This is a genomic window from Reyranella sp. CPCC 100927, assembly GCF_007859315.1.
GTDB lineage: Bacteria > Pseudomonadota > Alphaproteobacteria > Reyranellales > Reyranellaceae > Vineibacter.
In genome coordinates this window covers 577,516-602,401 of sequence record NZ_VOHA01000001.1, presented here as the reverse complement: position 1 = coordinate 602,401, position 24,886 = coordinate 577,516, and the positions used below count along the sequence as shown (strand labels likewise).

At 66.5% G+C, this 24,886-nt stretch carries 21 protein-coding genes; 8 read left to right on the top strand and 13 right to left on the bottom strand.

What is annotated here, in order from left to right:
- Positions 1-54 precede the first annotated feature (54 nt).
- From FQU96_RS02655 to FQU96_RS02645, 3 genes are read left to right on the top strand one after another with little or no spacing between them, the layout of a single operon-like run.
- Entirely contained in the window at positions 55-975 is a 921-nt protein-coding gene (locus FQU96_RS02655; RefSeq protein ID WP_146539279.1) for an ABC transporter permease subunit, read from the top strand.
- 42 nt (positions 976-1,017) lie between these two features.
- Entirely contained in the window at positions 1,018-1,773 is a 756-nt protein-coding gene (locus FQU96_RS02650; RefSeq protein WP_146539278.1) for a glycerophosphodiester phosphodiesterase family protein, read from the top strand.
- The gene (locus tag FQU96_RS02645; RefSeq protein WP_146539277.1) at positions 1,770-3,326 is read left to right on the top strand and encodes an alkaline phosphatase; all 1,557 of its coding nucleotides are present in this window, start codon (positions 1,770-1,772) and stop codon (positions 3,324-3,326) included. The genes FQU96_RS02650 and FQU96_RS02645 overlap by 4 nt, the downstream gene beginning before the upstream one ends.
- 34 nt (positions 3,327-3,360) lie before the next feature.
- Here FQU96_RS02645 and FQU96_RS02640 read toward each other — a convergent pair whose 3' ends face one another.
- The 6 genes from FQU96_RS02640 to FQU96_RS02615 all read right to left on the bottom strand — a co-directional run bounded on the left by FQU96_RS02640 (position 3,361) and on the right by FQU96_RS02615 (position 11,980).
- Positions 3,361-3,915 carry an MSMEG_1061 family FMN-dependent PPOX-type flavoprotein gene (locus tag FQU96_RS02640; protein WP_146539276.1) on the bottom strand — a complete coding sequence of 185 codons (555 nt, stop codon included), beginning with the start codon at positions 3,913-3,915 and terminating at the stop codon, positions 3,361-3,363.
- 84 nt (positions 3,916-3,999) lie between these two features.
- Complete coding sequence (locus FQU96_RS02635) at positions 4,000-5,742, bottom strand: ABC transporter ATP-binding protein (RefSeq protein ID WP_146539275.1); 1,743 nt, start codon at positions 5,740-5,742, stop codon at positions 4,000-4,002.
- Positions 5,739-7,520 (bottom strand): ABC transporter ATP-binding protein, encoded by a 1,782-nt coding sequence (locus FQU96_RS02630; RefSeq protein WP_146539274.1) that lies wholly within the window; start codon positions 7,518-7,520, stop codon positions 5,739-5,741. The genes FQU96_RS02635 and FQU96_RS02630 overlap by 4 nt, the downstream gene beginning before the upstream one ends.
- Positions 7,493-8,662 carry an MFS transporter gene (locus FQU96_RS02625; protein ID WP_146539273.1) on the bottom strand — a complete coding sequence of 390 codons (1,170 nt, stop codon included), beginning with the start codon at positions 8,660-8,662 and terminating at the stop codon, positions 7,493-7,495. The genes FQU96_RS02630 and FQU96_RS02625 overlap by 28 nt, the downstream gene beginning before the upstream one ends.
- A 5-nt stretch (positions 8,663-8,667) precedes the next feature.
- Positions 8,668-10,896 (bottom strand): TonB-dependent receptor, encoded by a 2,229-nt coding sequence (locus FQU96_RS02620; RefSeq protein WP_218574577.1) that lies wholly within the window; start codon positions 10,894-10,896, stop codon positions 8,668-8,670.
- Positions 10,897-11,020: 124 nt separating this feature from the next.
- Entirely contained in the window at positions 11,021-11,980 is a 960-nt protein-coding gene (locus tag FQU96_RS02615) for a helix-turn-helix transcriptional regulator (RefSeq protein ID WP_146539272.1), read from the bottom strand.
- 106 nt (positions 11,981-12,086) lie between these two features.
- Between FQU96_RS02615 and FQU96_RS02610 the strand changes: the two genes are divergently transcribed.
- From FQU96_RS02610 to FQU96_RS02595, 4 genes are all read left to right on the top strand, one after another.
- Positions 12,087-12,305, top strand: a complete 219-nt coding sequence (locus tag FQU96_RS02610) for a DUF433 domain-containing protein (RefSeq protein WP_146539271.1) — start codon at positions 12,087-12,089, stop codon at positions 12,303-12,305.
- Between the two features lie 15 nt (positions 12,306-12,320).
- Entirely contained in the window at positions 12,321-12,602 is a 282-nt protein-coding gene (locus FQU96_RS02605; protein WP_146539270.1) for a hypothetical protein, read from the top strand.
- A 134-nt stretch (positions 12,603-12,736) separates the two neighbouring features.
- Entirely contained in the window at positions 12,737-13,768 is a 1,032-nt protein-coding gene (locus FQU96_RS02600) for an alpha/beta fold hydrolase (protein ID WP_218574576.1), read from the top strand.
- A 155-nt stretch (positions 13,769-13,923) separates the two neighbouring features.
- Complete coding sequence (locus FQU96_RS02595) at positions 13,924-16,266, top strand: xanthine dehydrogenase family protein molybdopterin-binding subunit (RefSeq protein WP_146539269.1); 2,343 nt, start codon at positions 13,924-13,926, stop codon at positions 16,264-16,266.
- 80 nt (positions 16,267-16,346) lie between these two features.
- On the opposite strand, the gene FQU96_RS02590 is transcribed toward FQU96_RS02595, so the two are convergent.
- The 7 genes from FQU96_RS02590 to FQU96_RS02560 all read right to left on the bottom strand — a co-directional run bounded on the left by FQU96_RS02590 (position 16,347) and on the right by FQU96_RS02560 (position 24,227).
- Positions 16,347-17,090: a hypothetical protein gene (locus FQU96_RS02590; RefSeq protein ID WP_146539268.1), complete on the bottom strand. Its 744-nt coding sequence runs from the start codon at positions 17,088-17,090 to the stop codon at positions 16,347-16,349.
- A 214-nt stretch (positions 17,091-17,304) separates the two neighbouring features.
- The gene (locus tag FQU96_RS02585) at positions 17,305-18,096 is read right to left on the bottom strand and encodes an ABC transporter ATP-binding protein (RefSeq protein ID WP_146539267.1); all 792 of its coding nucleotides are present in this window, start codon (positions 18,094-18,096) and stop codon (positions 17,305-17,307) included.
- Between the two features lies 1 nt (position 18,097).
- On the bottom strand, positions 18,098-19,360 hold the full coding sequence (locus FQU96_RS02580) for an ABC transporter substrate-binding protein (protein WP_178130268.1): 1,263 nt from the start codon (positions 19,358-19,360) through the stop codon (positions 18,098-18,100).
- Between the two features lie 28 nt (positions 19,361-19,388).
- Complete coding sequence (locus tag FQU96_RS02575) at positions 19,389-20,462, bottom strand: branched-chain amino acid ABC transporter permease (protein WP_146539265.1); 1,074 nt, start codon at positions 20,460-20,462, stop codon at positions 19,389-19,391.
- Complete coding sequence (locus FQU96_RS02570) at positions 20,462-21,349, bottom strand: branched-chain amino acid ABC transporter permease (protein WP_146539264.1); 888 nt, start codon at positions 21,347-21,349, stop codon at positions 20,462-20,464. Before FQU96_RS02570 ends, FQU96_RS02575 begins: the two co-directional genes overlap by 1 nt.
- 89 nt (positions 21,350-21,438) lie before the next feature.
- Entirely contained in the window at positions 21,439-23,391 is a 1,953-nt protein-coding gene (locus FQU96_RS02565) for a long-chain fatty acid--CoA ligase (protein ID WP_146539263.1), read from the bottom strand.
- A complete protein-coding gene (locus tag FQU96_RS02560; protein ID WP_255467802.1) occupies positions 23,388-24,227 on the bottom strand; it encodes an ABC transporter ATP-binding protein in 840 nt (279 codons plus the stop codon). The genes FQU96_RS02565 and FQU96_RS02560 overlap by 4 nt, the downstream gene beginning before the upstream one ends.
- 229 nt (positions 24,228-24,456) lie before the next feature.
- On the opposite strand from FQU96_RS02560, the gene FQU96_RS02555 reads away from it, so the two are divergent.
- Positions 24,457-24,786, top strand: coding sequence for a hypothetical protein (locus tag FQU96_RS02555; RefSeq protein WP_146539262.1), 330 nt, complete (start codon positions 24,457-24,459; stop codon positions 24,784-24,786).
- Positions 24,787-24,886 lie beyond the last annotated feature (100 nt).

Genomic DNA, 24,886 nt, shown 5'->3' with positions numbered 1-24,886 from the left:
GCGCTGCCGCGCCGAGGCGCGCGTTGACGTGCGCGGTCCCAAAGGGTGCCTGACATGATCGAACGCGCGCGCGGCACCGACATCACCTGCCACCTGATCCTCATCGCCGGTGCGCTGCTGGTGTGTCTGCCGCTCTATTTCGCCTTCGTCGCCGCCTCGCACACGGTCGCCGAGGTACTCACCATCCCCTTCCCCTGGCTGCCCGGCGATCAGTTCTTCGAGAATGCCCGCACGGCCTGGGAGAAGGGCAATCTCGGGCGCCTGTTCGTCAATTCGTTGATCGTGGCGTTGGGTATCACCATCGGCAAGATCGCGGTGTCGCTGCTGTCGGCGTTCGCCATCACCTATTTCCGCTTCCGGTTCCGGATGCTGGCGTTCTGGCTGATTTTCATGTCGTTGATGTTGCCGGTCGAGGTGCGCATCCTGCCGACCTACGAGGCGGTGGCCAATGCCGCCCTGCCCCTGCAATGGCTGCTCGATATCCTCGACGTCGGACGCTGGATCAGCGCCCTGATCGGCCGGCGCGTCGAGATCACGGTCGAATGGAACATGATCGACAGCTACGGTGGGCTGATCCTGCCGCTGATCGCCTCGGCCACGGCCACCTTCCTGTTCCGCCAGTTCTTCCTCACCGTGCCCGAGGAGCTGTGCGAGGCAGCCCGCATCGATGGCGCCTCACCGCTGCGCTTCTTCTGGAGCGTGCTGCTGCCGCTGTCGACGTCCAACATGGTGGCGCTTGCCATCATCCTGTTCCTCTACGGCTGGAACCAGTATCTGTGGCCGCTGCTGTTCACGACCGAGCCTGGCATGGCCACCGCGGTGATCGGGCTGAAGAACCTGATCCCGCGCTCGGACATGGAGCCGGCCTGGAACATCGCCATGAATGCCGCTCTGCTGGTCATGCTGCCGCCGGTCATCGTCGTGGTGGTGCTACAGCGATGGTTCGTGAAGGGGCTGGTCGACAGCAGCAAATAGGAGCTGTCATCCTGGGCGCAGCCAGGAGTGATAGAATACAGCATGGTCTTGATCATCGGACACCGCGGCGCCCGCAACCTCTGGCCGGAAAACAGCCTGGACGGATTTCGCCGCACGCTGGCGCTGGGAGTCGACGGCGTCGAGCTCGACGTGCATCTCTCGCGCGACAGCGACCTGGTCGTGATCCACGATCCGACCTTGGAACGCACGACGGAAGCATCGGGCGCGGTGCACGACAGAACGGCGGCCGAGCTGGCTGCCATCCGGTTGCACGATGCCGATGGCGAAGGCGTGCCGCGACTGAACGACGTGCTCGACATTTTCCGTGGCAGCGCCCTGGAGCTTCATCTCGAGATCAAGACCGATGTCGCCGGCCGAGCCTATCCCGGCCTGGAGGCACGGCTGTTGGACACGATCCAGCGCCATCAGCTGCAACAACAGGCCATCGTCACCTGTTTCGTGCCTGAGGTGCTGCAGACCGTACGCCGCCTCGATCCGAACCAGCGCGTGCTCGCTTCGCTCGATCGTCGCTCGGCTGAGCTGATGGGCGGTATCGAGGCGGCACTGGAGCGGTTCGCCGCCATCGACGGCTGCCTGCTGGCGGTCGAGAAAAGCCTGTTGTCGGCAACGCTGGACCTGTGCCGGCAAAAATTCGGCAGCGAGCGGCTGGGCGCCTGGGTACCGAACGATCCACCCGACATCACCTACTGGCTGCACCAGCCCATACACCGCATCACCACCGACCGGCCCGACCTTGCATTGGTCGCCCGCCGCGATCTGCTGCCGGTGCGGCCATGATTGGCCGCTTCCCGTCCCGAACGCACATCGGACGACGCCGTCTCCTGCTCGGTGCCACCGCAGGCCTCGTGGCCGGGCCGGCACTGATCGCGTCGGCAGCGCCCAACTTCACCGCCGACCCGTTCCAGCTCGGCGTCGCGTCAGGCTGTCCGCGGCCCGACAGTGTCGTGCTGTGGACACGGCTGGCGCCCGATCCGCTGAACGGCGGCGGCGTGGGGCCGGAACCGGTGCCGGTCGACTGGGAAATTGCCGAGGATGACGGCTTCCGCCGGATCGCGGCGCGCGGCCAACACATCGCCACCGCGGCCTGGGCGCATTCGGTGCATGTCCAGGTGCAGGGCCTGAAACCGGCACGCTGGTACTGGTATCGCTTCCGGGCTGGCGGCACACTGAGCCCCGTCGGCCGTACGCGCACGGCGCCGGCCGCGAATGCGGTGCTCGACCGTTTCCGCTTCGCTTTCGCCTCGTGCCAGCAATACGAGCTGGGCTACTTCACCGCGCTGCGTCACATGGCGGCGCGCGAGCTCGACCTGGTGATCCATCTCGGCGACTACATCTACGAAACGTCGTGGGGCTGGCATCGCGTCCGCCATTTTACGGGCGCCATCCCGACGACCCTGGACGAGTTCCGCGAACGCCATGCGCAGTACAAGACCGACGCCGACCTGCGCGCGCTGCACGCGGCCTTCCCCTGGCTGGTCATCTGGGACGACCACGAGGTCGCCGACGACTACGCCAACGACATCTCGCACCGTAACCGCGACCCCAAGTTCTTCCTGACCGTACGCCGCGCCGCCTACCAGGCGTGGTTCGAGCACATGCCGGTGCCGATGTCGGCGGCGCCGGTGAACGGCAGTCTCCGCATCTACGATCACTATCGCTTCGGCAGCATGCTGGATGTGATGCTACTGGACGATCGGCAGTACCGCTCGCGCCATCCCTGCGTCACTGACAGCCGCACTACCAAGCGACCGGTCGATTGCAGCGAACGCACGCGGCCCGACCGCTCGATCCTGGGCGCCGCGCAGGAGGGGTGGCTCGACGGCAGCCTGGCCACGGCCAAGGCGCGCTGGACCGTGCTGGCGCAGCAGACGCTGATGGCCGAGGTCGGCCGCGGCGGCCAGGGCGAGCAGGGCTTCATGGTCGATCGCTGGGACGGTTATCCAGCGTCGCGCCAGCGGCTGCTCGACAGCATCACGCGGCATCGCATCGCCAATCCGGTCGTCATCGGTGGCGACGTTCATTCCTTCTGGGTCAGCGACCTGAAGCGCGACTTCGCCACCAAGGGACCGGTGGTGGCGACCGAGTTCGTCGGCAGTTCGGTCACATCGAATGGTCCATCGCAGGCCGCGGTCGATCGCGTGCTGGCCGCCAATCCGCACCTGAAATACGGACGCGGCGACAAGCGCGGCTACGTCGCCATGGAGCTGACGCCACAGACGCTCACCACGCATTTCGAGGCCGTCGATGACGTGCAGGATCCGCAGTCCGCGGTGCGTCGCCTGAGAAGCTTCGTGGTCGAGAACGGCAAGACGGGCGCCGTGCCCGCATAATCCCGGGCACGCCGGCAGCCGCTTCAGCCACCCTTCACCGGACCCGCGGCAAGGCAGCGAGGCTTGGCAGCGCCTTGCGCGGCACGAACCTTGCCGGGTTCCACAGATCAGCGCGCCGCAAGGCCATGGTACCGTCGAGATGAACCTCCTGCACCTCGACAATGACCACGGACCGCGGCCGTTTGCCGTCAACAAGGAACCGCGACATCAGTTCGTCCGCCGCTGTCGTCGAGGCGATACCGTTGATGCGCAGCATCTCCTCGATACCGGGGATGAAGAACAGCAGTTCCACCGCCGGCACATGCGCGATGTTGGTCGGCGTATCGAGGTGATGGGAACCGGGCCGATCGGGAAACGCCAGCCTCTTGTGGTCCAGCACGTGAACAAAGCCCGGCTCACCGCCCCGCGGCGATACGTCGGCCAAACCGTTCGGTCGGATAGAGCTGATGCACAGGAAAGGCGACAACGCGATGAAGCTGCGCGTGTGGATGTCGAGATGATCGAGGACCCTGTCGATCTCTGCCTTGGCGGGCTTGAGTTCCTCCGTATGCAGCGCCGCTTCCGCTACCAGTTCGCTGCCGTGACTCATGGAACCCCCGCCGCCATCCCTGCTTCGGTTTCACAAATCTATCATGAATTGATAATAAGTCGCAATTGCAATTAAACTACACCCTTATCCTGACGTGATTCGCCAGGTGCGCGCCTGCATCTGCGCGTCCCACAGTCGGCGATAGAGGCCGTCCGGGACAGCCAGCAGGTCCTGGTGCGACCCGCGCTGCACGATGCGGCCCTGGTCGATCACCCAGATCGCATCGGCCCGAGTGATGGTCCATAACCGGTGCGCCACGACCAGGACAGTGCGATCCGCCGTCAGGGTACTCAGCGCGGCCTGGATTTCAGCCTCGTTCTCGGTGTCGATATTGGCGGTTGCCTCGTCGAGCACCAGGATGGGCGCATCCTTCAGCAGCGCCCGGGCGATCGCAATGCGCTGGCGCTCGCCACCCGATAGCGGTCCGCCTTCGGCATCGAGTGGCGTGGCGTAGCCCTGCGGCAGCGCCATGATGAAGTCATGGGCACGGGCGGCACGCGCCGCCTGCTCGACGGCATCATCAGGCGCATCCGGCCGGCCGAGCCGGATGTTGTCGGCAACGGTGCCCTCGAACAGCACGACATCCTGCAGGACCATGGCTACGGTGCGGGCCAACGTCTCGGCCGACAGGGCCCGCACGTCGACCCCACCGATCGTGATGCTGCCGGATCCGACATCCCACAACCGGGCCACGAGATGGGCAAGCGTGGATTTGCCCGAACCCGACGGCCCCACCAGCGCCACCATGGCGCCCGCCGGGATGTATCCGTCGATCTCGTGCAATCCGGCACCGTCGCCACCCTCGTAAGCGAAGGAGACTGTCTTGAAGGCAATGGCGGCGTCGGTCGGTGTCCCATCCACGACCGGCTCCGGTAATGGCGTTTCGGCGGCCAGGCGCCGGATGCGTGCCAGCGTCTCACGCGCAAAGCGCAGTTCGGCGAGGTTGAGGCCCAGATCCATGATCGAGCGGTAGAAGCGCAACGCCACGACCAGCAGCAGGACCAGGACCGCCGGCGCGATATCACCGCCACTGACACCCACCGCCGCCGCGATCGCGGCGACGGCGAACCCCAGTTGCAGGACAAAGGCGAAGGCCAGCAGCGCCGGCGCCGGCGCCAGTTCGGCGCGCATCTGCGCCTGCTCGAAGCGCTGCAACTGTGCCTCAACCAGAAGCCGTCGATGGTTACCGCGATCGTACTGGCGCAGGTCGCGGCTGCCTTCGATCTGATCGACCAGTGCGGCCACCAGATCATCGCGCTGGTCGGCGACCGTCGCCGACGCACGCGACAGCAGGCGCAACGACCAGGGAATGGCGATAAACGCTATCGGAACGAACGCAGCCGCCATCAGCGCGACGCGCACATCGAGAACCAGCAGCACGCCCCACAGGAATACCGGCAACGCCGCATTAACGACCGACAGGCCCCAGACATGGGTGACGACGTCCTGATAGAGACTGAAGCGCCCGGTCAGCAGTTCGGCGATGATCGCGCGACGTGCCTGTGTGAAGACGCCCATCGGCAGTCGACTGAGGTGGTCGGCCACGGCCAGCCGCGCATCGGCGACGACGCCGTAGGTTGTAGCGAAATTCTCGATGTTGGCGCGCGCCTTCAACACCACCAGCAGCATCGTCGCCACCGTCAGCACGAGCGCCGCCTCCACGGCCAAGGCGACATCGGCGCGGCCGGCAAAGACCGCGATGAGCACGCGCGCCAGCTCGACATAAGGTATGGTCTCGACGAGCGCCGCCGCCACGCCGAGGGCGAGGCCGCGCCACAGGCGTGGTTCGCGCCGGCCGGCGAGATCGAAGCCGAAATCGACGATCATGTGCGCAACGCCCAGTCGCGGCTGCCGGTCTGCGCATCCCACAGCCGGCGATACACCGGCGAGTCCCGCAACAGGATCTCATGCCGACCAACGCCGTCGAGGCGACCATCGGCCAGCACCGCGATGGTATCGGCCTGCATCACGGTGGCCAGGCGGTGGGCGACGACCAGCACGGTGCGCCCAACCGTCAGGCGGCCGATGGCCCGCTGCACGGCGCGCTCGCTTTCGGGATCGGCGAAGGCGGTTGCCTCGTCGAGCAGCAGGATCGGTGCGTCCTTCAGCAGCGCGCGGGCGATGGCGAGCCGCTGGCGCTCGCCACCGGACAGCCGCGCGCCGCGATCACCGATCGGCGTGTCGAGGCCCTGCGGCAGTTGCGCGACCAGTCCGGACAGGCCAACGGCATCGACGGCCTGCATGAGGGTAGCGGTCGTCGTGTCGGCGGTGGCAATCACCAGGTTCTCGCGCAGCGTGCCGTTGAAGAAGAACGGATCCTGGAACACCACAGCGACTTGGTCGCGCAGGCATTCGGGCGCCATAGCGCGCACATCGACACCGCCGATGTGCACGGCGCCGGCGCGCGGGTCCCAAAAACGGGCAACCAGGCGCACCAGTGTGCTCTTGCCGGCGCCGCTGGGTCCGACCAGTGCCGCGATGCTGCCGGCCGGTATGGTGAACGACACGTCGTGCACGACATCGGGTCGCTCGCCGTAGCCGAACGAGACATGCTCGAAGCTGATGTCCGCGCCGACCCGTGTTCCGGCGATCGGAGGCTGCCGTCCTGGAGACACCGCGGGCGTATCCAGCAACGCCGCCACGCGGGCGGCACCCTGCATCTGGCGCTCCAAAGCCCCGAAGGCGTACATCACGCGCAGCAGCGGGGCCGTGAGGCCGGCGCCCAGCACCACGAACAGAACGAACGCGGCGACATCCAGCGATCCGGCGACATGCAGGACCAGGCCGACCGGCAGCACCACCAGCAGGTTGGTCGACAGCATCACGAAGAACAACGCATAGGGAATCGCCGTCCGGCGCGTGATGCTGTCGGCAAGGCCAGCGAGCGCGTGAACGGCCTGCCGCAAGGTACCAAGCGAGCGCGCCACGCGATGGTGCGCCTTCAACGTCGCAATGCCGCGGATGTAGGCCAGCAGGCTGGCATTGGCGGCGGTATCGGCGGCATGCCATTGCGCGTGGATCACCTCGAGACCACTGAAAGCGCGCTTCTGGGCAACCAGCGCCACCGGCAGCAGGGCCAGCGACGCCAAAGCCATGCGCCAGTCCACCACCAGGAGCAACACTGCCGCCAGCAGCGGCAGGACCAGCCCGGCCACGGCGTCGGGCAAGGTGTGCGCGATCAGGTGCTCCAGTCCGCCGACATCGTCGACCAGCGTCTTCTTGAGATCACCGGCGCGACCTTCGAGCGCGCCCAATGGCTGGCGCTCCAGCGCACGCACCAACGCAACCTGCAGGTTCTTCTGGATGCGAAAGGCCATACGGTGCGACAGGATGTTGGCGCCGCCGAACAACAGCAGGCGCAGGATCGCCGCGACCAGCATCAGCACCGCCAGCCACACCAGATGGCCGGGATCGGGATCAGGCGCCATCACCGCGCCGGCCATGCGATGGACCAGCACGTAGGGCGCCAGTTCGGCGACCGCGGCCAGCGTCGCCAGCGCGGCCGCCGACAGCAGCAGGCGCGGTTCCGCTCGCAGCAGATCGGCAAACAGCCTGCGGCCGGTGCGCGGCGCGCCGTTCATCGCAACCCGGCCGGTCGCGGCCATCCTGCGAGGGCAGCGGTCGCGAGGTATCCTGCGGCGACAAGGCCGATGGTCACGGCATAGCCGAAACGCTGGGCAATGAACCCGCTGGCGGCAAAGCCCAGGAGGCCGACGAGTGCGACCGCGGCCATCAGCACGGTCACCTCGGTCGCGGCCTCGTCACCCCCGGCCAGCCCGAGAAAGAAACTGGTGAACGCGATGGTCTGTGCCGCCAGCGCGCAGAAGACGAGCACCACGGCCGCGATCGCGCTCGCTTCGGCGCCCAACGGCGCATCGGCTACCGTCAGCACGACAAAGAGCGGCGCCAGTGCCAGAGCGCCGATCATGATGGCACGCAGTGGCGGCGTCCGCCGTGCCAGCGCACCGGCGACCGGGCCGACGACAGTGAAGGCAGCGAGATGGATGACGGCGATCGCCGTGCCGATGGTGGCCAGACTGAACCCGAGGTCGACCAGGCGCGGCTGGATCATGGCAAAAGCCACCGACACGACGAAGGTGGCGGGTGTCACGATGACGATCGCCTGCCAGATGTCGCGCCGTCGCAGGATGCGCAGCAACAGCAGGCGCGCAGTCGTCGCGGCGCCGGGCCTCGGTTCGGCGACGGCCACGAGCGCGGCGGCGAAGGCAAGCATGACCCCCGCGACCGCCAGCAACGCGGCCCGCCAGCCGACGGCGTCGACCAGGTAAAGACAAATGGCGCCGCCGATGACGTTGCCCAACGCACCGCCCCAGCCGACGAACGCCGCGCCCATCGCGCGTTCACCCTCACCCAGCGCCTCGGCCACATAGCCCATCGTGGCGATGCGCTGGGTCGCCGCCAGGGTCGCCAGCACGATGCTGACTGCCAGGATGGCACCAAGATCATGTGCCGGATCGAGGAGGGACATGATCCCGACCGCAAGGGCACTGGCGATCTGCATCACCAGGATCCACGACCGACGCCGCCCCAGGCGGGTAAGCCGATAACGATCGACCAGCGGTGCCCACAGGAAATTGACAGCGAAGGCGAAGAACACCATGCCGAACAGGCCGATCATCTCCAGCGGCGCACCGTTGCGGCGCAGGATCACGGGAATTGCGGCATAGATCAGCGATACCGCCAGGTACTGCTGGCAGTTCAGCATGGCGACGACGGCGAACCGCATAGCGATCAGAACCGCACCTGGGCTCCCACGCCCACCACCCTGCCATGACCGACGGTGACGGCCTCGGCGCCCGGCCCGTAGAACAGGCCGATATACTGCGGTCGATAGTCGGCCAGGTTCTGGCCGAAGACGTAGACGCTGAAACGATCGAACTCGAGGCCGACCTTGGCGTTCACGATGTGATAGGCCGACAACCGGAAATGGCTACCGACGTCGGCGGCCCGCGCCCCGATGAACTGATGCTGCGCCAGGCCGAAGACATTGATGCTGTCGGGCAGGCCGAGCCAGGTCGCGGTGCCGCGATACTGCAGGCTGAGGCTGGTCGTGAAGCGCGGCGTGCTGGGCACCCGATTGCCGTTCTTCGCCCCGGACGATGCAGCGACATCGGCCGAGACGTTGCGCACGGTGGCATGGGTGTAGCCGGCGCTGCCGAACAGGTCGAGGCCAGGCATCAGGCGGTAGCCCAGCTCGATCTCGGCGCCATAGCTGCGCGTGTCGAGCGGCTTGGGCACGAAAGTGAACGACGCCGAATCAAGCGCGAACAGGTTCTGGTCCTTCACGTTGTTGAGGAACAGGGCAGCGTTCACGAAGGCGCGCCCGCCCAACAGGCGATTCTTGGTGCCGAGCTCATAGGTCCACGACGTCGACTTCTTGTACGGCTGATCGGCCAGGCCCGTCGGCGCGTTGTTGGTGAAATTGGGGAAACCACCGCTCTTGGCGCCCCGCGACACGCTGGCATAGACCATCGACTGTGCACTGATGTCGTAGCTCACCGCGACACGGCCGGTGACGAGATCGAAGCCCAGCGAACCCTTCTGGCGGAACGACGGCACCGTGCCGGCAAAACCGTTGGAGGTGTAGCGGGCGTCAAAATGCTTATCGTCGTGGGTGTAGCGCAGGCCGGCCGAGACCTTGAGGCCATCGACGCCGGGCACCGGCGCGGTGGCTTCGCCGAAGATGGCGTAGCTGTTGGTGCGATAGCGGTGGTTGCGCCAGCCGTTGGTCGAGATGAAGAAGGGCGACTGGTAGTACGAGTCGAGCTTGAAGTTGTCGTGGTAGAAGGTGGCGCCGGCCACCCAGGTGACGCGCGAGTCGGCGGCGCTGTTGAGGCGCACTTCCTGGTAGACGCTGTTGAAGCGCTCGTCATAGGTGGAGAAGTCCGTCGCCGGCAGGAAGAAGCCGACCGGCAGGCCGAACACACGTGAGAAGGTCAGCGCCTCGGAGTTGTTGCTGAGCGACTTGTAGTCGTAGTGATTGAAGGCGGTGACCGACGTCAATACGACGTTGCCGAAATCATGCGTCGCCGTCAGCGACACGCCGGCGACATCGCGATGGATATAACCGCGCGGATCGAGCGCCACGGCCGGAAAGTCCGCCTGCTTGCGCAGCAGGAAGTTGGAGGGATGGTTGCGGTCGCGCTGTCCGAAAAAGCTGAGTGTCAGCTTGGTATCGGCGCCCGGCGTCGCCACCAGCGAACCGCGGAAGGCACCGTTCTCGGTGTCGCCGATCTTGCCGAAGCCGGGCGCCGCGTTGGTGACGTCGCCATTCACGCCGGCATAGCTCGCCGTGAGCCGCCCCGCCAGCTTGCCATCGATCAGCGGACCGGAAACCGAGAGCTGCCCCAACCGATACCAGTCGGTGCCGACCTCGCCGCGCGCCGATGCCTCGAAGCGATCGCCGGGCTGGCGCGTGATGATGTTGATGGCGCCGCCTTGCGCGTTGCGCCCGAACACCGTGCCTTGCGGGCCGCGCAGAACCTCGACGCGCTCGGCATCGAAGATGCGCAAATCCGAGCCGAACAGCGGTTGCGGCACGCCATCGACATAAGTGACCACCGACGTGTCGTCATAGCCCAGCGGCTGCGACATCGGCCCGAGGCCGCGGATCGACAGGAAGGTCGACCGGCCATCGCCCAGCGAACTGAAGCCGACATTGGGGACCTCGCGCAGCAAGGTCTCGACGTCATCGATGCGGCGATCCTGCAGGCTTTTGGCACCCACGGCGGTGACACTGAGCGGTGCGTCCTGCTGGCTTTCCTTGATCTTGCGCGCCGTGATGTCCAGTGGCTCCAGCACGGTGACCGGCGCATCCGGCGCTGCCGCGGTCTGCGCCTGCGCGGTGCGATCTGCCGCCCACACACCACCGAGCATCGTGGTCGCCAGCAACGCCAGCAGCCGGGCGCACACCTGCCCTTGCGGCGCCCCATGCCGCCGCGTCACGCCACCCCGGTTCATCAATACCCCCGCTTTGCCAATAACCGGCGGAGCATGAGCATCCGAACACCCGGACGGCCAGTGATGTGGCCTATGCGCGGCGCCAAAAGGCTTATGCGTGCGGCCAGGGCGCCAATTGCACGACTCAAGCGCCGCGCGCGTCGCGCGGCGGCGAACCGAACTTGCGGCGATAGGCGGCGGCAAAGTTGCTGGGATGAGCGTACCCGACGAAATGGGCGGCCTGCTTCACGGTCCAGCCTTCGCGCTCCAGGCCGCGGCGGGCATGCTCCAGCCGCTGACTGCGCAGGAAATCGAACACCGATTGTCCCACCACGCGCGGGAACTTCGCCTTGAGACTGCTGACGCTCATGCCCGCCAGGTGCGCGAGGTCGTCCAGCCGATGATCCTCGGCCGGGGCCGCGATCAACTTGTCGCGTACCCGCAGTACGCGGCTGGCGTCGCGCGGATGCACCGCGCCGTCGGCGGACTGCTCGGCGGCGAGCCCGCGGGCCAGCAACTCGAGCGCGCAGCTCTCCGCCAGCAGCCGGGCGACCGGACCGGCCTGATGGGCCGCCATCAGGTCGTGTGCCAGCGCCTGCAGCCGATCGCCGATTCGCAGCGGTGCGAGAGCCGTTTCAGCGAGCCTGCCTGCGACGTGCGCACCCAGCGCATCGTCATCCATGTCGCGCGGATTGGCCTGCAGAACCAGGCTGCGGCTGCGCTCGCCGCGGCGATGGCGTCCCGACAGCCGCGCATCGCCCGCCACCGTGACCATCGCTGCTCGGCCCGGCCAGAAGATCTGCTCTTGCCCGCCGTCGAGCGCATAGCGGATCGGATCGCCGTCGAGCACCAGCACGATGGTCAGCGTCCGCGCGATGATCCCGGCCCGCTCGTTGTCACGCGTCGCGACCAGGTCGGTGGCGCAGACCCGCACGCCACAGGAGAGCTCCAGGGTCGACAGCACACCCTCGGCCAACGGCGCGTCATCATCGGCAGCGTCGACGTCGCAGCCATAGCCCCAGCGCCGCGCGACGTCGGCCAACCCGCGCGCCGAATGGCACGGCATCACCGATAAATCAGCCGGCTCCAGGGATCTGCCCGTCATCATACCGTGAACTTTCCCATCACTGCGAAGACAAGTCAATGCAATTGAGAATTATTATCAAAACTGCAGTCTTGAGACACCCAGCCACACGACATAGGTTCACAGCATGTTGACTTGGAGCGATTGTCCCGCTGTTGAGCGCATACCCGGCAAGGTGAGCGGTGCCTGGCTGTTCAAGGACACACGTGTGCCGGTCAAAGCGCTGTTCGAGAACCTGGAGGACGGCGCCAGTGTGAACGACTTCCTCGAATGGTTTCCCGATGTGCGCCGGGAACAGGTCGAGGCCGTGCTGGCACATACCGAGCGTAGTCTGGAAGGCGCCTAGCTGCTTCACACCCAGATGAAGATCCTGTTCGACCAAGGCACGCCCGCCCCTCTTCGTCATATGCTGGTCGCCCACACGGTCGCAACAGCCGGTGAAATGGGCTGGTCCGCGCTCAGCAATGGCGATCTGCTCGACGCTGCCAGCGTGGCTTTCGATGCCCTGATTACGACGGATAAGAACTTGCGGTACCAGCAAGTCATCACTGGCCGGCGGCTTGCTATCCTCGCGCTGCCGACAACGAGTTGGCCGAAGCTTCAGCGCCTCATCGCCGACATCGTTGCAGCACAGACGCATTGAAGCCTGGTGACTTCGTTGAATTGACGCTCTCGTCCTAGCGAGACAACACCAACACCCCACGTGCCGCTATTTGCTATACTGGCATGCAAGAACCTCGGGCCATTGTCCGACCAAACGCATGAGGAGACTGCTCCGTGCTGAGCGAACATTTCGCCGAAACGTCGCGCCACAAGACGTTCTATCTCGCGGCCGGCCCGGCCGACGGGCCGCTGATCATCTTCGTGCATGGCTGGCCCGAGCTGTCGCTGAGCTGGCGGCATCAGTTGCCCTGCATGGCGGCGCTTGGTTTCCGCGCCATTGCACCCGATCTGCGCGGCTATGGCCGCTCCAGCGTCTATCGCACGCACGGTGACTACGCTCAGGAGCACATCGTGGCCGATATGATCGATCTGCTGGACTCGCTGGGCGCCGAGAAAGCCGTGTGGGTCGGGCACGATTGGGGCAGCCCAGTGGTATGGAATGTCGCCAGCCACCACCCCGAGCGCTGCCACGCCGTCGCCAGCCTGTGCGTGCCCTACTACAGCCTGGAGCGCGGACTGGATTTCGTGATCCCGCTGGTCGACCGCCGCGTCTATCCCGAGAGCGAGTTCCCGGCCGGGCAATGGGAGTACATGCGCTTCTACGAGGAGAACTTCGAGGTCGTCACGAAGCAGTTCGAGGCCCATCCCTACAATCTGGTGAAGGCGCTGTTCCGCAAGGGCAACCCGTCGGGCGTCATGCAGCCCTCGCCGACGGCCTTCGCACGCAAGCACAACGGCTGGTTTCGCGGCCTGCCGTCGGCACCGGACATCCCGCGCGATCCTGACGTGGTAAGCGAAGAAGATCTGCGGATCTACGCCGAGGCATTGCAGCGCAACGGCTTCTTCGGTCCCGACTCGTTCTACATGAACCACAAGGCCAACGCCGCCTACGCCGAGACAGCGGTGAACGGCGGCCATCTCGATATGCCCGTGCTCTTCCTGGCGGCGCGCTACGACTACACCTGCGAGAGCGTAACGTCGCGACTGGCCGAGCCGATGCGAGCCCATTGCCGTGATCTCAGCGAACAGATCATCGCGTCCGGCCACTGGATGGCGCAGGAGCGGCCACTGCAGGTCAACGCCGCGCTGACGCGCTGGCTCGCCGGCAAAGTGCCGCAGGCCTGGCCGGCGTGGCCTGACGCGTAAGGTGAGTGCGGTCAGAGGCCCGCGCTCCCAGGAAAACCGACATTGCACAAACGGCGTTGCTGGACAGCGGCGCCAACCGTTAGCATCAGGGCATCCGATCCTTGCAGACCTGCAGCCGGCCGCCGCTCGCGGTTTCGGCACGGAGAGATACACCGATGCGAGACGAGCCCGATACCGATCTGGCGCTGATGAAATTCGGCATCGGCCAGCCCGTGCCGCGCAGCGAGGATCCCAAGCTGTTGCGCGGCGAGGGCCGCTACACCGACGACGTCAACCTTGCCGGCCAAGCGTATGCCGTGATGGTACGCAGCCGATATGCGCACGCCGTCATTCGCGGCATCGACCTCGACGCGGCCAAGGCGATGCCGGGCGTGCTGGGCATCTACACCAACGCAGATCTCGAGGCGGCGGGCTTCGGCCCGCTGAAATGCCCGGTCAACTTCCCCAATCGGGATGGCTCACCGATGAAGACGCCGGTGCGACCGTCGCTGGCCAAGGACAAGGTGCGCTTCGTGGGCGAGGCTGTCGCGGTCGTCGTTGCCGAAACGGCGGTGCAGGCCAAGGACGCCGCCGAAGCGGTCATGCTCGACGTCGAGGAACTGCCGGCCGTGACCGATCCGGCCTCGGCACTGGCGCCTGATGCGCCGCAGATCCATCCTGACGCACCCGGCAACCTGGTGCTGGACTATCACTATGGCGACGCCGATGCCGTCGCCGCCGCGTTTGCCCGCGCAGCTCATGTCACCCGGCTCGACATCGTCAGCAACCGCGTCGTGGTGAACGCCATGGAGCCGCGCTCGGCGATCGGCAGCTACGATGCGGCGAGCGGGCGCTGGACTTTGCATGTCGGCTGCCAGGGTGTCTTCGGCATGCGCGCGACCTTGGCCAAGGATGTGCTCAACGTGCCGCCGGACAAGGTTCATGTCCTGACCGGCAATGTGGGCGGCTCATTCGGCATGAAGGCGCCGGCCTATCCGGAATATCCCTGCCTGCTGTTCGCCGCTCGCGCGCTGGGCCGGCCGGTGAAATGGACCGACGAACGCGGCGAGAGCTTCGTCTCCGACCATCACGGCCGTGACCACCAGCGCGTGGCCGAACTGGCGCTCGATGCCGAGGGCAACTTCCTGGCGGTTCGACTCACGGGCACCGGCAACGCCGGCGCCTTCATCTATCCGCCGATGCCGGCCACCACCAATGCGGTGAAGAACATCGTCGACGTCTATCGCACGCCGGTGATCGAGGTGATCTCGAAGATCGCCTTCACCAATACCACGCCGATCGCGGCCTATCGCGGCGCCGGCCGGCCCGAGGGCAACTACTACATGGAGCGCCTGATCGACACGGCGGCCGCCGAAATAGGCATCGATCGCGTCGACCTGCGCCGGCACAATCACATCCCGCCGCAGGCGATGCCGTACAAGGCGCCATCCGGCATGCTGTATGACAGCGGCGAATTCACCAATGTGCTCGACAAGGCGCTGGCTGCTGCCGACTGGAACGGCTTCGACCAGCGCCGAGCGGACAGTCGCAACCGCGGCAAGCTGCGCGGGCGCGGCATCGGCAGCTACCTGGAGGTCACGGCACCGCCGTCCAAGGAGATGGGCGGCATCCGCTTCGAGGCTGACGGCACGGTGACGATGATCAGCGGCACGCTCGACTACGGCCAGGGCCACGCGACGCCGTTTGCCCAGGTGCTGGTCGAGAAGCTCGGCGTCCCCTTCGACCGGCTGCGCCTGCTGCAAGGCGACAGCGACGAGCTGAAAGCCGGCGGTGGCACCGGCGGCTCACGCTCGATGATGGTCGCGGGCCAGGCTTTCGTCGAGGCGAGCGGGCAGGTGGTCGAGCGCGGCAAGCAGATCGCGGCTCACCTGCTGGAGGCCGCTGTCGCCGACATCGAGTTCGACCGCGGCCGCTTCGCCATCGCCGGTACCGACCGCGGCATCGGCATCATGGCGCTGGCGCGCAAGCTCCACGCCGGCGTCGAATTGCCGCCCGACGTACCGTCATCGCTCGACGTGGGACATGTGTCGGACAACCCGCCGTCGGCCTTCCCCAACGGCTGCCACGTCGCTGAGGTGGAAATCGACCCCGACACCGGTGCCATCGACGTGGTGCGCTACGTGATGGTCAACGACTTCGGCACCGTCATCAACCCGATGCTGGTCGACGGCCAGGCCCACGGCGGCGTGGTGCAGGGCATCGGCCAGGCGCTGATGGAACGCACCGTATACAGCGAGCAGGGCCAACCGCTGGCCGGCTCCTACATGGACTATGCGTTGCCGCGCGCCGCGCACGCGCCTGATTTCACGATCCAGAGCCATCCCGTGCCGGCCAAGACCAGCATCCTGGGCATCAAGGGTTGCGGTGAAGCAGGCTGTGCCGGCGCCTTGCCCTCGGTGATGAATGCCGTGGTCGATGCACTGGCCGAGCACGGCATCCGCCACCTCGACATGCCCGCCACACCCGAGCGCGTCTGGCGCGCGCTAAACGGGACGTAAACCTGGGAGCGCGGGCGTCTCGCCCGCTCATATCTCGCTGCTACGCGGCGATGCGGGCGTGACGCCCGCGCTCCCAGGAATCACGCAGCGGCAACGTACTGGCGCAGGCAGCGCCGGATATCGATCTCCAATTCGAGGTCGACCATGGGCGCTGCCGTGTCGTAGCAGATGATGCCGTTGAGCGGCCGGATGCCGCGCGGTGCCAGCACCTGACGGTCGACCATCAGCGCCAGTGCATGGCGCGCATAGAGATGGACCTGGGTCGCATCGTCCCACCCGATGCCCAGGGGTTGGGCGCGGGCCAACAACGTATCGACGACGCACTGGGTCTTCTCGAGCAGGGCGTCGTCGCTGGTTTCACCCCGACGCACCGGGGCGGCGGCGCCCATGGGGATCTCGGGCGCGCCCGACATCACGAAGGACGGCGACGGATCTGATGTCGGCACGGTGTAGGAGAAGGCGGCCAGCGAGATCTCGGCCGGCGCGCCCGTGGTCGGCACCACGTTGGTGCGCATCGTCATCGCCAGGCCGTCGCGCAGCAGTCCCCAGGAGTCCAGGTGACTGGCATAGATCTTGTTGAACGCCAGGAATCCATCGCGGTCGAGCACGGTGGGCATGCGCAATTCGAAGCCGCAGAACGCCGCCAGGGGCCGCCCCAGTCCTTCGATGGTGCGCCGGGCCACAGCAAACCCGTCCGCCAACGGCAGCGGCTTGCTCAGCACGGCGTACTCGATACCAAACCCCGGCAGCGTCTTCACCCCGCTGCTGGCGAAATCCCGCATCGGCCCATAGACGTATCCGCCGGCATTGCTTTCAACCGACATGCGGCCTCCTGCTTGTCGCGTCTGGTGGATCCACTGGCCGATAGTCTATCACCATCCAAAGCCGAACCGCATGCACTGACAGAAGATTCACCACAGAGGACACAGAGGATGAGTCCCGCGCGCCGACACAGCGCGCCGCTTTCATCTCTGTGCTCCTCTGTGCTCTCCGTGCCTCTGTGGTGAATCTTCCCAGTCGAGTGGCGGATTGGCGACGCTACGACAGCCAGCGCTTGCGCATGCGGTAGTGCTTCACGGCGAGATAGTCGACGGCATGGTCGCCACCAAGATAGGCGTTCTTGACGTCGGGGTTGTCGGCCACGACGTCGGCCGGACCGCTCATCACGATGCGACCATTCTCCAGCAGGTAGGCCGTCTTGGCGATCGAGAGTGCTGCGATCGCGTTCTGCTCGACCAGCAGCACGGCGACCCCGGCCTCGTGGTTGATGCGCTTGATGATGCCGAAGATCTCCTCGACCAGGCGCGGCGAGAGGCCCAGGCTGGGCTCGTCGAGCAGGATCAGCTTGGGTTCCGTCATCAGCGCCCGGCCGATGGCCAGCATCTGCTGTTCGCCGCCCGACAGGTAGCCTGCCTTCGACGCCTTGCGCGCCGCCAGGGACGGGAACCAGTCGAATGTCCGCTCGATCAGGCGCGCGACCTTGGCACGATCGCGGTGCATCGAGGTCGCCGCCAGCAGGTTTTCGGTCGGCGTCAGATGCTCGAACACCCGACGCCCTTCCAGCACATGCACGATGCCGCGGCGCACCCGCTCGGCCGGCTCGATGGCGCCGATGCTTTGGCCACCGAACTGGATGTCGCCGCGGCTCACCATGCCGCGCTCGGGCTTGAGCAGGCCGCTCACCGCCTTCAGCGTCGTCGACTTGCCCGCACCATTGGCGCCCAGGAGGGCGACGAGGCCGCCCTCCGGCACATCGATCGAGACGCCTTTCACCGCGAGAAAGACGCGGTCGTAGACGACCTCGACGTTGTTGAGCGCCAGCAGGGTCATGCTATTTGCCGCTGGCCTTGAACTCGGCTGACGACTTGCGGATCTCCTCCCACACCAAGTCCTGGTTGGCCGAGAACCAGTCGGTGGTTGGCACGAACTTGGCGCCGTCCCAGCGCACGACGCGGCCACGGCCGCCGCCCTGGTGGTCGGCCTTGCTCGAGGTCATCGCCGGCATCAGCCCCTCGGCGGTGAAGTTGGTGATGGCGCGCAGGCCTTCGTTCAGCCACGGCCCGGTGATCGGCCCATTGGCGTTCTTCTGGAACGCCACGCGCACGCCCTCGACGATGATGGCGCCCATCATCACGCCGATGTTGTAGTAGCTGGTGCCGACCTTGGCCTCGGGCCCGGCGCCTTTGCCCTTGCCAACGACATCCTTGAGGATGTCCTGGATCAGCTTCGGTTCACGGCCGCCGGCGCAGGCCTCGAACTTCAGCACGCCCTTGGTCTCGTTCTTGCCCACGACCTCCATATCGGATTCCGACAGCCACACCGAGGACGCGACGCGGTCCATGCGGATGCCGTTGCGGATCGCCTCGCTCAGCGCCACGGTCTGGCCCACGCCGGCGCCCCAGAACACCACCCAGTCGGGCCGTGCCCGGCGCACCTGCGGCCAGATCGCCGCCTGATCGTTGCCCGGCGGCGTGTAGGGGAATGTCTGCAGCTCGTAGCCCAGCTTCTTACCCAATGCCTGGAAGATCGGCAGCGGCTCGCGACCAAACGGCGTGTCGATATGGACGACGACGATCTTCTTACCCTTCAGGTCCTTGTCCTGCTGGCGGAAGAAGTCGACCAGGATGCCGGCCTGCGTCCAGTAGTTGGGCGACAGCGGCATCACGTAGGGGAAAACGCTGCCGTCGGCCGCGTCGCTGCGGCCCGACAGCGCCGTCAGCATGTTGATCTGGTCCTGCATGGCGCGCGGCACCAGGGCACGCGCCACCGGCGTCGACAGCGGATCGATCAGCACGGCGCCCTGTTGCTTCAGCCGCTCGTAGGTCTCGATGGCGCGCGGCACGTCGTTGCCGTGGTCGGAGACCTCGGCCACCAGCTTGTAGCCGTTGATGCCGCCGCGCTCGTTGACCAGGGTGAGATAATCGCGCTGGCCCTGGCTGTATTCGGCCGTCACGAACGTATAGACGCGCGTGAAGTCCTGCAGCATGCCGAAGCGGATGACCTTGTCCTGCGCCAGCGCCCGGCTCAGCGGCAACGATGCTGCGGCTGCCAGTGCGGCGGCGCCGGCTACGAAATCGCGTCGATTGAGTGTCATTGCCCGCCCCTCCATATGATGAACGCCCTTACCGCCGGGCATGGCGGAAGGGCCAGACCAGGAAATAGTCCCTGACGTTGGCGTAGATCTTGGCCAGCCCCAGCGGCTCCCACAGCAAAAAGCCGATGATCAGCGCGCCGTACAGCACCAGCGGCACGTGGGCGCGCAGGTCGGTGCTGATGGGCAGTGCGAAAGCATCGGACAGGCCGCCGATAATGTTGTTGAACACGATGGGCGCAAACAGGATCAGCGCCGCGCCGAAGAACGAGCCCAGGATGCTGCCCAGGCCGCCGACGATCACCATGGCCACCAGCTGGATCGACAGCTCGATATGGAACTGATCGGGCGAGACGGAGCGCAGGTAGCACACCGCCAGCACGGCGCCCACGACGCCGCCGATGAACGAGGAGATCCAGAACGCCAGCAGCTTGTAGCGCAGGGTGCCGACGCCGATCACCTCGGCGGCATAGTCCTTCTCGCGTACGGCAGCGAGCGCGCGGCCCAGGCTGGTGCGCTTGATGTTGAGCATGAACAGGGTCACGATCGTGCCCACCGCCAGCGCCATGTAGTAGGTGGCGGCGTTGCCGACCACCGGCATACCGAGAAAGCGTACCGGCGGCACCTGGATCGTCGCCTGCGTGCCGCCGCTGATCGCCGGCACGTGCGAGATCACGAAGTCGACGATGTACTGCATGGCCAGCGTCGCCATGGCGAGATAAAGGCCTTTCACGCGCAGCGCCGCGGCGCCGAACACGATGCCGATGGCGGCGCTGGCGAGCCCGCCCCCGATCATGGCGATTTCCAATGGCGTGCCGGCGCGCACCAGGTGCACCGACGTGTAGGCGCCGATCGCCATCACAGCGCCGTAGCCGAGATGAATCTGGCCGGCACCGCCCATCAGGAAGTTCAGGCCCAGCGCCGCCGTCGACCAGATCACCCACGGCAGCAGGTAGCCGGCGAGATAGAGGTCGCCCACGACCAGCGGCGCCACCACCAGCAGGACGAAGATGATGGCCACCAACACCCGGTCGAAGGGCAGCGGCCACAGCTGGCGTTCGCTGCGGTACGTGGTGTGGCGGATGCCGGCGCGACGGTAGAACATCAGACGCGCTCGATATGTTCGCGGCCGAACAGGCCGTGCGGTTTGATCAGCAGGGTCAGCAGGATGATGACCGAGGCGACGACGTCGCGCGTGCCGCCGCCGACGATGGGATCGAAGATGCCGGTGGCGAGACTCTCGGCCACGCCGACGATCAGTCCGGCGACCAGCACGCCCGGGATCGAGTCGAGGCCGCCCAGGATGGCGATGGCCAGCGCCTTGATCAGCAGCAGCGACAGCGACCAGTCGACGCCCTGGTTGGAGCCCCACAGGATGCCGGCGACGGTGGCCGTCACGGCCGCCAGCCCCCAGGCCACGGCGATGGCGCGCTCGACCCGGATGCCGACCGACCACGACGCCGTCTGGTCGTCGGAGACCGCGCGCATGAAGACGCCGAAGCGCGAGTTGAAGATCAGCATCGAGATGATGATGACGACGGCCGAGATGATGCCGCCATAGAGCGTGGCGCGGTTGATCAGGAACTCGCCGGCGAACACCGGCGCCTGCGGGATGCCGACATCGAGCCGCTTTACCGCCGAGCCGAAGACGCCCGGCAGCAGGCCGCGCAGCATGATCTCCAGGCCAAGGGTCAGCATGATCGCCATGATCACCGGCTGGCCCGCCATGCGGCGCAACGCCAGCCGCTCGATCAGCAGCCCGACGACGAACATCATGACCAGAGCGAGAACGATGGCCGCCGCCATCGGCGCCCCCAGGCCGCTGGCCACCGCCCAGGTCAGGTAGGCGCCCATCATGGCGATGGCGCCCTGCGCCAGGTTGGCCAACCCCGAGGTCTTGTAGATCAGCGTGATGCCGGCCGCGACCAGGGCATACATCAACCCGACCAGTGCGCCATTGATGGCCAGTTCGCCAAGCAGGAAGAAGTCCATCTAGGCGGTACTCCTTATTCCCTCCCCCACGCAGTGGGGGAGGTGGCCGAAGGCCGGAGGGGGATCCGACGTGGTCTTTGTAACCAAGATCACCGTGGCTCCCCTCCGCCCCTTCGGGGCACCTCCCCACTGCGTGGGGAGGAATCGTTGACCTCGACGATCGAGAGCGTGCGGCGCATGGTGCCGGTATCACCGCTTTCGTAGGTGATGCGGGCGTCGAAACTCACCTGGGTACTGCCGTCGTAGAGGCCGGCGATCAGCGGCGCGTAGCGCTCCTCGATCACATTGCGTCGCAGCTTGCGGGTGCGGGTGATCTCGCCGTCGTCGGCGTCGAAATCCTTGTGCAGGTTGACGAATCGGTGGATGCGCAGCCCTGGCGTGAAGTTCTCGTTGCTGCGCGCGATGACGTCGCGCACCAGCTCGAGCACCTCCGGTTTCTGCGACAGGTCGGCATAGGAGGTGCTGGCGATGCCGCGTTGCTCGGCCCAGTAGGCGACGGCATCAAAGTCGATGCAGACGATGGCCGTCAGCATGGGCAGGCCGGCGCCGACAACGGCGACGTTGCGCAGATACGGCGAGAACTTCAGGCGGTTCTCGATGTAGTTCGGGATGTAGCGCTCGCCGGCCGCCGTGCGCACCACCTCGCCGACACGGCCCAGTACCACGAGCTGGCCGTCGGCCTCGATCGACCCGGCATCGCCCGTACGCAGCCAGCCGTCGACAAAGGCCTTGGCGCTGGCGTCGGGATCATCAAAGTACCCGTCCACGATGCTTTGCGAGCGCACCAGGATCTCGCCGCTGTCGTCGATCTTCACGTCAACGCCAGGCAGCGGCCGCCCCACCGTGTGCAATCGTACTGCGCCGTCGTCCTGCGCCGCGGTGAACGCCGACGTTTCGGTCTGGCCGTAGAACTGCTTGAGGTTGATGCCCAGCGCGCGGAAGAACAGGAACGTGTCCTCGCCCAGCGCCTCGCCGCCGGTGTAGGCGCGCCGCGTGCGCGAGAGCCCCAGCGAATCCTTGATCGGTGCGAATACCAGCACCTCGCCCAGCAACCCCAACACGCGGTCGCGCAGCATGTCGGGCTCTCCCGCCAGGCGCCGACGTTCGCGCGCCACGGCATGCGGCATGAAGTAGTCGAACAGCCGACGCTTGAACGGCGTCGAGTCGGCCATGCCGACCTGGACGTGCGTCAGCATGTTGTCCCAGGCACGTGGTGCGGCGAGATAGAACGTCGGCGCGACCTGGCGCAGGTCGGTCAGCACCGTCTCCTGCCGCTCCGGGATATTGATGTGGAAGCGCAGCAGGATGCCGGCACACACCGTGAAGACGAAGTCGCCGATCCAGGCGGTGGGCAGATAAGCGTAGTGCTCCTCGCCGATCTGGAAATAGCCGCCCGCCGCCGCGTTGCGCACGGCGGCAAGCACATGCCGGTGGCGCGGTGCGATGCCTTTGGGTGCGCCGGTGGTGCCCGACGAATGCAGCAGCACCACGATGTCTTCGGCCGTGGTGCGGCCGGCGATCGCTGTCTTCAGACCGGACTCCGCCGCCAGCCGCTCCCGGCCGCGCGTCAAGACATCGGCGAAAGAGACCAGCCCCTCGGCCGCGTACTCGCCGAGCCCGCGCCGGTCGTCGTAGACGATGTGCGCCGGCCGGCCGATACGCCCGCGCAACTCGATCAGCTTGTCGACCTGCTCCTGGTCCTCGGCGATGGCGATGTCGGGCGTGCCGTGCCGCGTGTAATGCGTGAGTTCCTGGGGTGGCACATCGGGAAAGACCGGTGACGGAAAGGCGCCCAGCGCGATGGCGCCCAGCATCGCGACATAGAGGTTATAGCGATTGTCGCCGATCACCGTCATGGCCGCCTGCGGCTTGAGCCCTAGCGCCTCCAGGCCAGCGGCGGCGGCCATCACGTCGTCGAAGAACGTGGTCCAGCTGTATTCCTGCCAGATGCCGAGGTCGCGCTCGCGCACGGCAATTGTGCGCCCGTGCTCCGCCGCGTTACGGGCCAGCGCGGCAATCAGCGTGTCGGCGACCGCATTCATGCGCGGTCCTGCGCCGGCTTGGTCATGGCACCCTGGCCGAGATAGGCGGCGACCACCTTGGGATCGGCCATCGCCTCACGCGGTTTGCCCTGCGCCAGCGGCGCACCCTCGTTCAGCACCAGCACGCGATCGCAGATCGCGGTCACGACGTCCATGTGGTGCTCGATCACCAGCACCGAGAGATCGCGCTCGATCCGGGCATCGAGCACGAAGCGCGCGATGTACTCCTTCTCTTCCTGGTTCATGCCCGCCATCGGCTCGTCGAGGATCAGCAAGCGCGGTTCGGCAGCCAAGGCTCGTGCCAGCTCGACCCGCTTCTGCATGCCCAGCGGCACGATCTCGACCGGCTCGTGGCGGATGTCCTGCAGCTGCATGAAGTCGATGATCTCTTCGACCACGCGCCGGTGCGCCACTTCCTCGCGCACGGCCGCCACCCAGTAAAACAGGGTCGCAAGCGCACTGGGCCGCATGTGGATGTGACGGCCAACCAGGATGTTGTCGAGCACGCTCATGCCCTTGAACAGGGCCAGGTTCTGGAAGGTGCGGGCAACGCCGTGGCGCGCGATGCGGTGCGGCGCCCAGCCGGTGATGTCGCGGCCGAACAGCGCCACCCGGCCCTGGTTGGGTGGATAGAACCCGGTGGCGACATTGACCATCGTGGTCTTGCCGCTGCCGTTGGGCCCGACCAGGCCGAAGATCTCGCCCTGCTGCAGATCGAAGCTGACGCCCTTCAGCGCCTTCACGCCGCCGAACGAACGCTGGATGTCCGTACAGCGCAACGCCGGTTCGCTGGTGGCCACCGACGGCACGGCCGTGGCACCCATCAGCGGCGGCATGCCCCGGCGACCGATGCTGGCAAAACGGCAAATCGCCGGCGCGCAACCACCATTTCCACCCCTTACGCTGCGCGGATTTGTGACCGAGCTTACGCAACCGCCATGAACGCAGTCCGACCTTATCTTGTCAAGGTGAATGGGATTCACTTTTCGTCGCAGCCAGGTCCCACGCTGATGTGCGGCACCGCGCGCAATCGGTTAAAGAGAGTATGTGACGCTGGAGGAGTCCGTGGACGATCATCCGTACCCACCCTGTTCGGGCGACGACGGCGGCGAGAACGATGCCCGCGTTGCCATGACCCTGGGCTACGCCCTGGGCCTCATGCGCAACTCGAAAATGGCACGCGAGATCGCCGGCGCCATCGCACGCGTGCATGCCCGCCAACGCGATCTGTTCGTGCTGTGCCGCACCAAACTGCCCCCCGCGCTGGACGGCGCCTTCCGACTCGCCTGGGAGGATATCGGACACGGCAGCACCGTCCGTATTGTCATGGTCGGATCGCCGGACTGGGATGACGTCTGGGCCGCCCGTGGTTTCGAGAGCGACTGGACGCCGTGAACGGCAACGCCAGCAATGCCTTGCTCCTGCCGGCCATATCGCCAGGGCCATAGCGATAGCCCTGATCCGCGCAGGGAGAAGGGACCGCAGTCTGAACACA

Coding starts and splice junctions, on each gene's coding strand:
- FQU96_RS02655 (WP_146539279.1), top strand. CDS start 55: ATGATCGAACGCGCGCGCGGCACCGACATCACCTGCCACCTGATCCTC.
- FQU96_RS02650 (WP_146539278.1), top strand. CDS start 1,018: ATGGTCTTGATCATCGGACACCGCGGCGCCCGCAACCTCTGGCCGGAA.
- FQU96_RS02645 (WP_146539277.1), top strand. CDS start 1,770: ATGATTGGCCGCTTCCCGTCCCGAACGCACATCGGACGACGCCGTCTC.
- FQU96_RS02640 (WP_146539276.1), bottom strand. CDS start 3,915: ATGAGTCACGGCAGCGAACTGGTAGCGGAAGCGGCGCTGCATACGGAG.
- FQU96_RS02635 (WP_146539275.1), bottom strand. CDS start 5,742: ATGATCGTCGATTTCGGCTTCGATCTCGCCGGCCGGCGCGAACCACGC.
- FQU96_RS02630 (WP_146539274.1), bottom strand. CDS start 7,520: ATGGCCGCGACCGGCCGGGTTGCGATGAACGGCGCGCCGCGCACCGGC.
- FQU96_RS02625 (WP_146539273.1), bottom strand. CDS start 8,662: ATGCGGTTCGCCGTCGTCGCCATGCTGAACTGCCAGCAGTACCTGGCG.
- FQU96_RS02620 (WP_218574577.1), bottom strand. CDS start 10,896: ATGAACCGGGGTGGCGTGACGCGGCGGCATGGGGCGCCGCAAGGGCAG.
- FQU96_RS02615 (WP_146539272.1), bottom strand. CDS start 11,980: ATGACGGGCAGATCCCTGGAGCCGGCTGATTTATCGGTGATGCCGTGC.
- FQU96_RS02610 (WP_146539271.1), top strand. CDS start 12,087: ATGTTGACTTGGAGCGATTGTCCCGCTGTTGAGCGCATACCCGGCAAG.
- FQU96_RS02605 (WP_146539270.1), top strand. CDS start 12,321: ATGAAGATCCTGTTCGACCAAGGCACGCCCGCCCCTCTTCGTCATATG.
- FQU96_RS02595 (WP_146539269.1), top strand. CDS start 13,924: ATGCGAGACGAGCCCGATACCGATCTGGCGCTGATGAAATTCGGCATC.
- FQU96_RS02590 (WP_146539268.1), bottom strand. CDS start 17,090: ATGTCGGTTGAAAGCAATGCCGGCGGATACGTCTATGGGCCGATGCGG.
- FQU96_RS02585 (WP_146539267.1), bottom strand. CDS start 18,096: ATGACCCTGCTGGCGCTCAACAACGTCGAGGTCGTCTACGACCGCGTC.
- FQU96_RS02580 (WP_178130268.1), bottom strand. CDS start 19,360: ATGACACTCAATCGACGCGATTTCGTAGCCGGCGCCGCCGCACTGGCA.
- FQU96_RS02575 (WP_146539265.1), bottom strand. CDS start 20,462: ATGTTCTACCGTCGCGCCGGCATCCGCCACACCACGTACCGCAGCGAA.
- FQU96_RS02570 (WP_146539264.1), bottom strand. CDS start 21,349: ATGGACTTCTTCCTGCTTGGCGAACTGGCCATCAATGGCGCACTGGTC.
- FQU96_RS02565 (WP_146539263.1), bottom strand. CDS start 23,391: ATGAATGCGGTCGCCGACACGCTGATTGCCGCGCTGGCCCGTAACGCG.
- FQU96_RS02560 (WP_255467802.1), bottom strand. CDS start 24,227: ATGCCGCCGCTGATGGGTGCCACGGCCGTGCCGTCGGTGGCCACCAGC.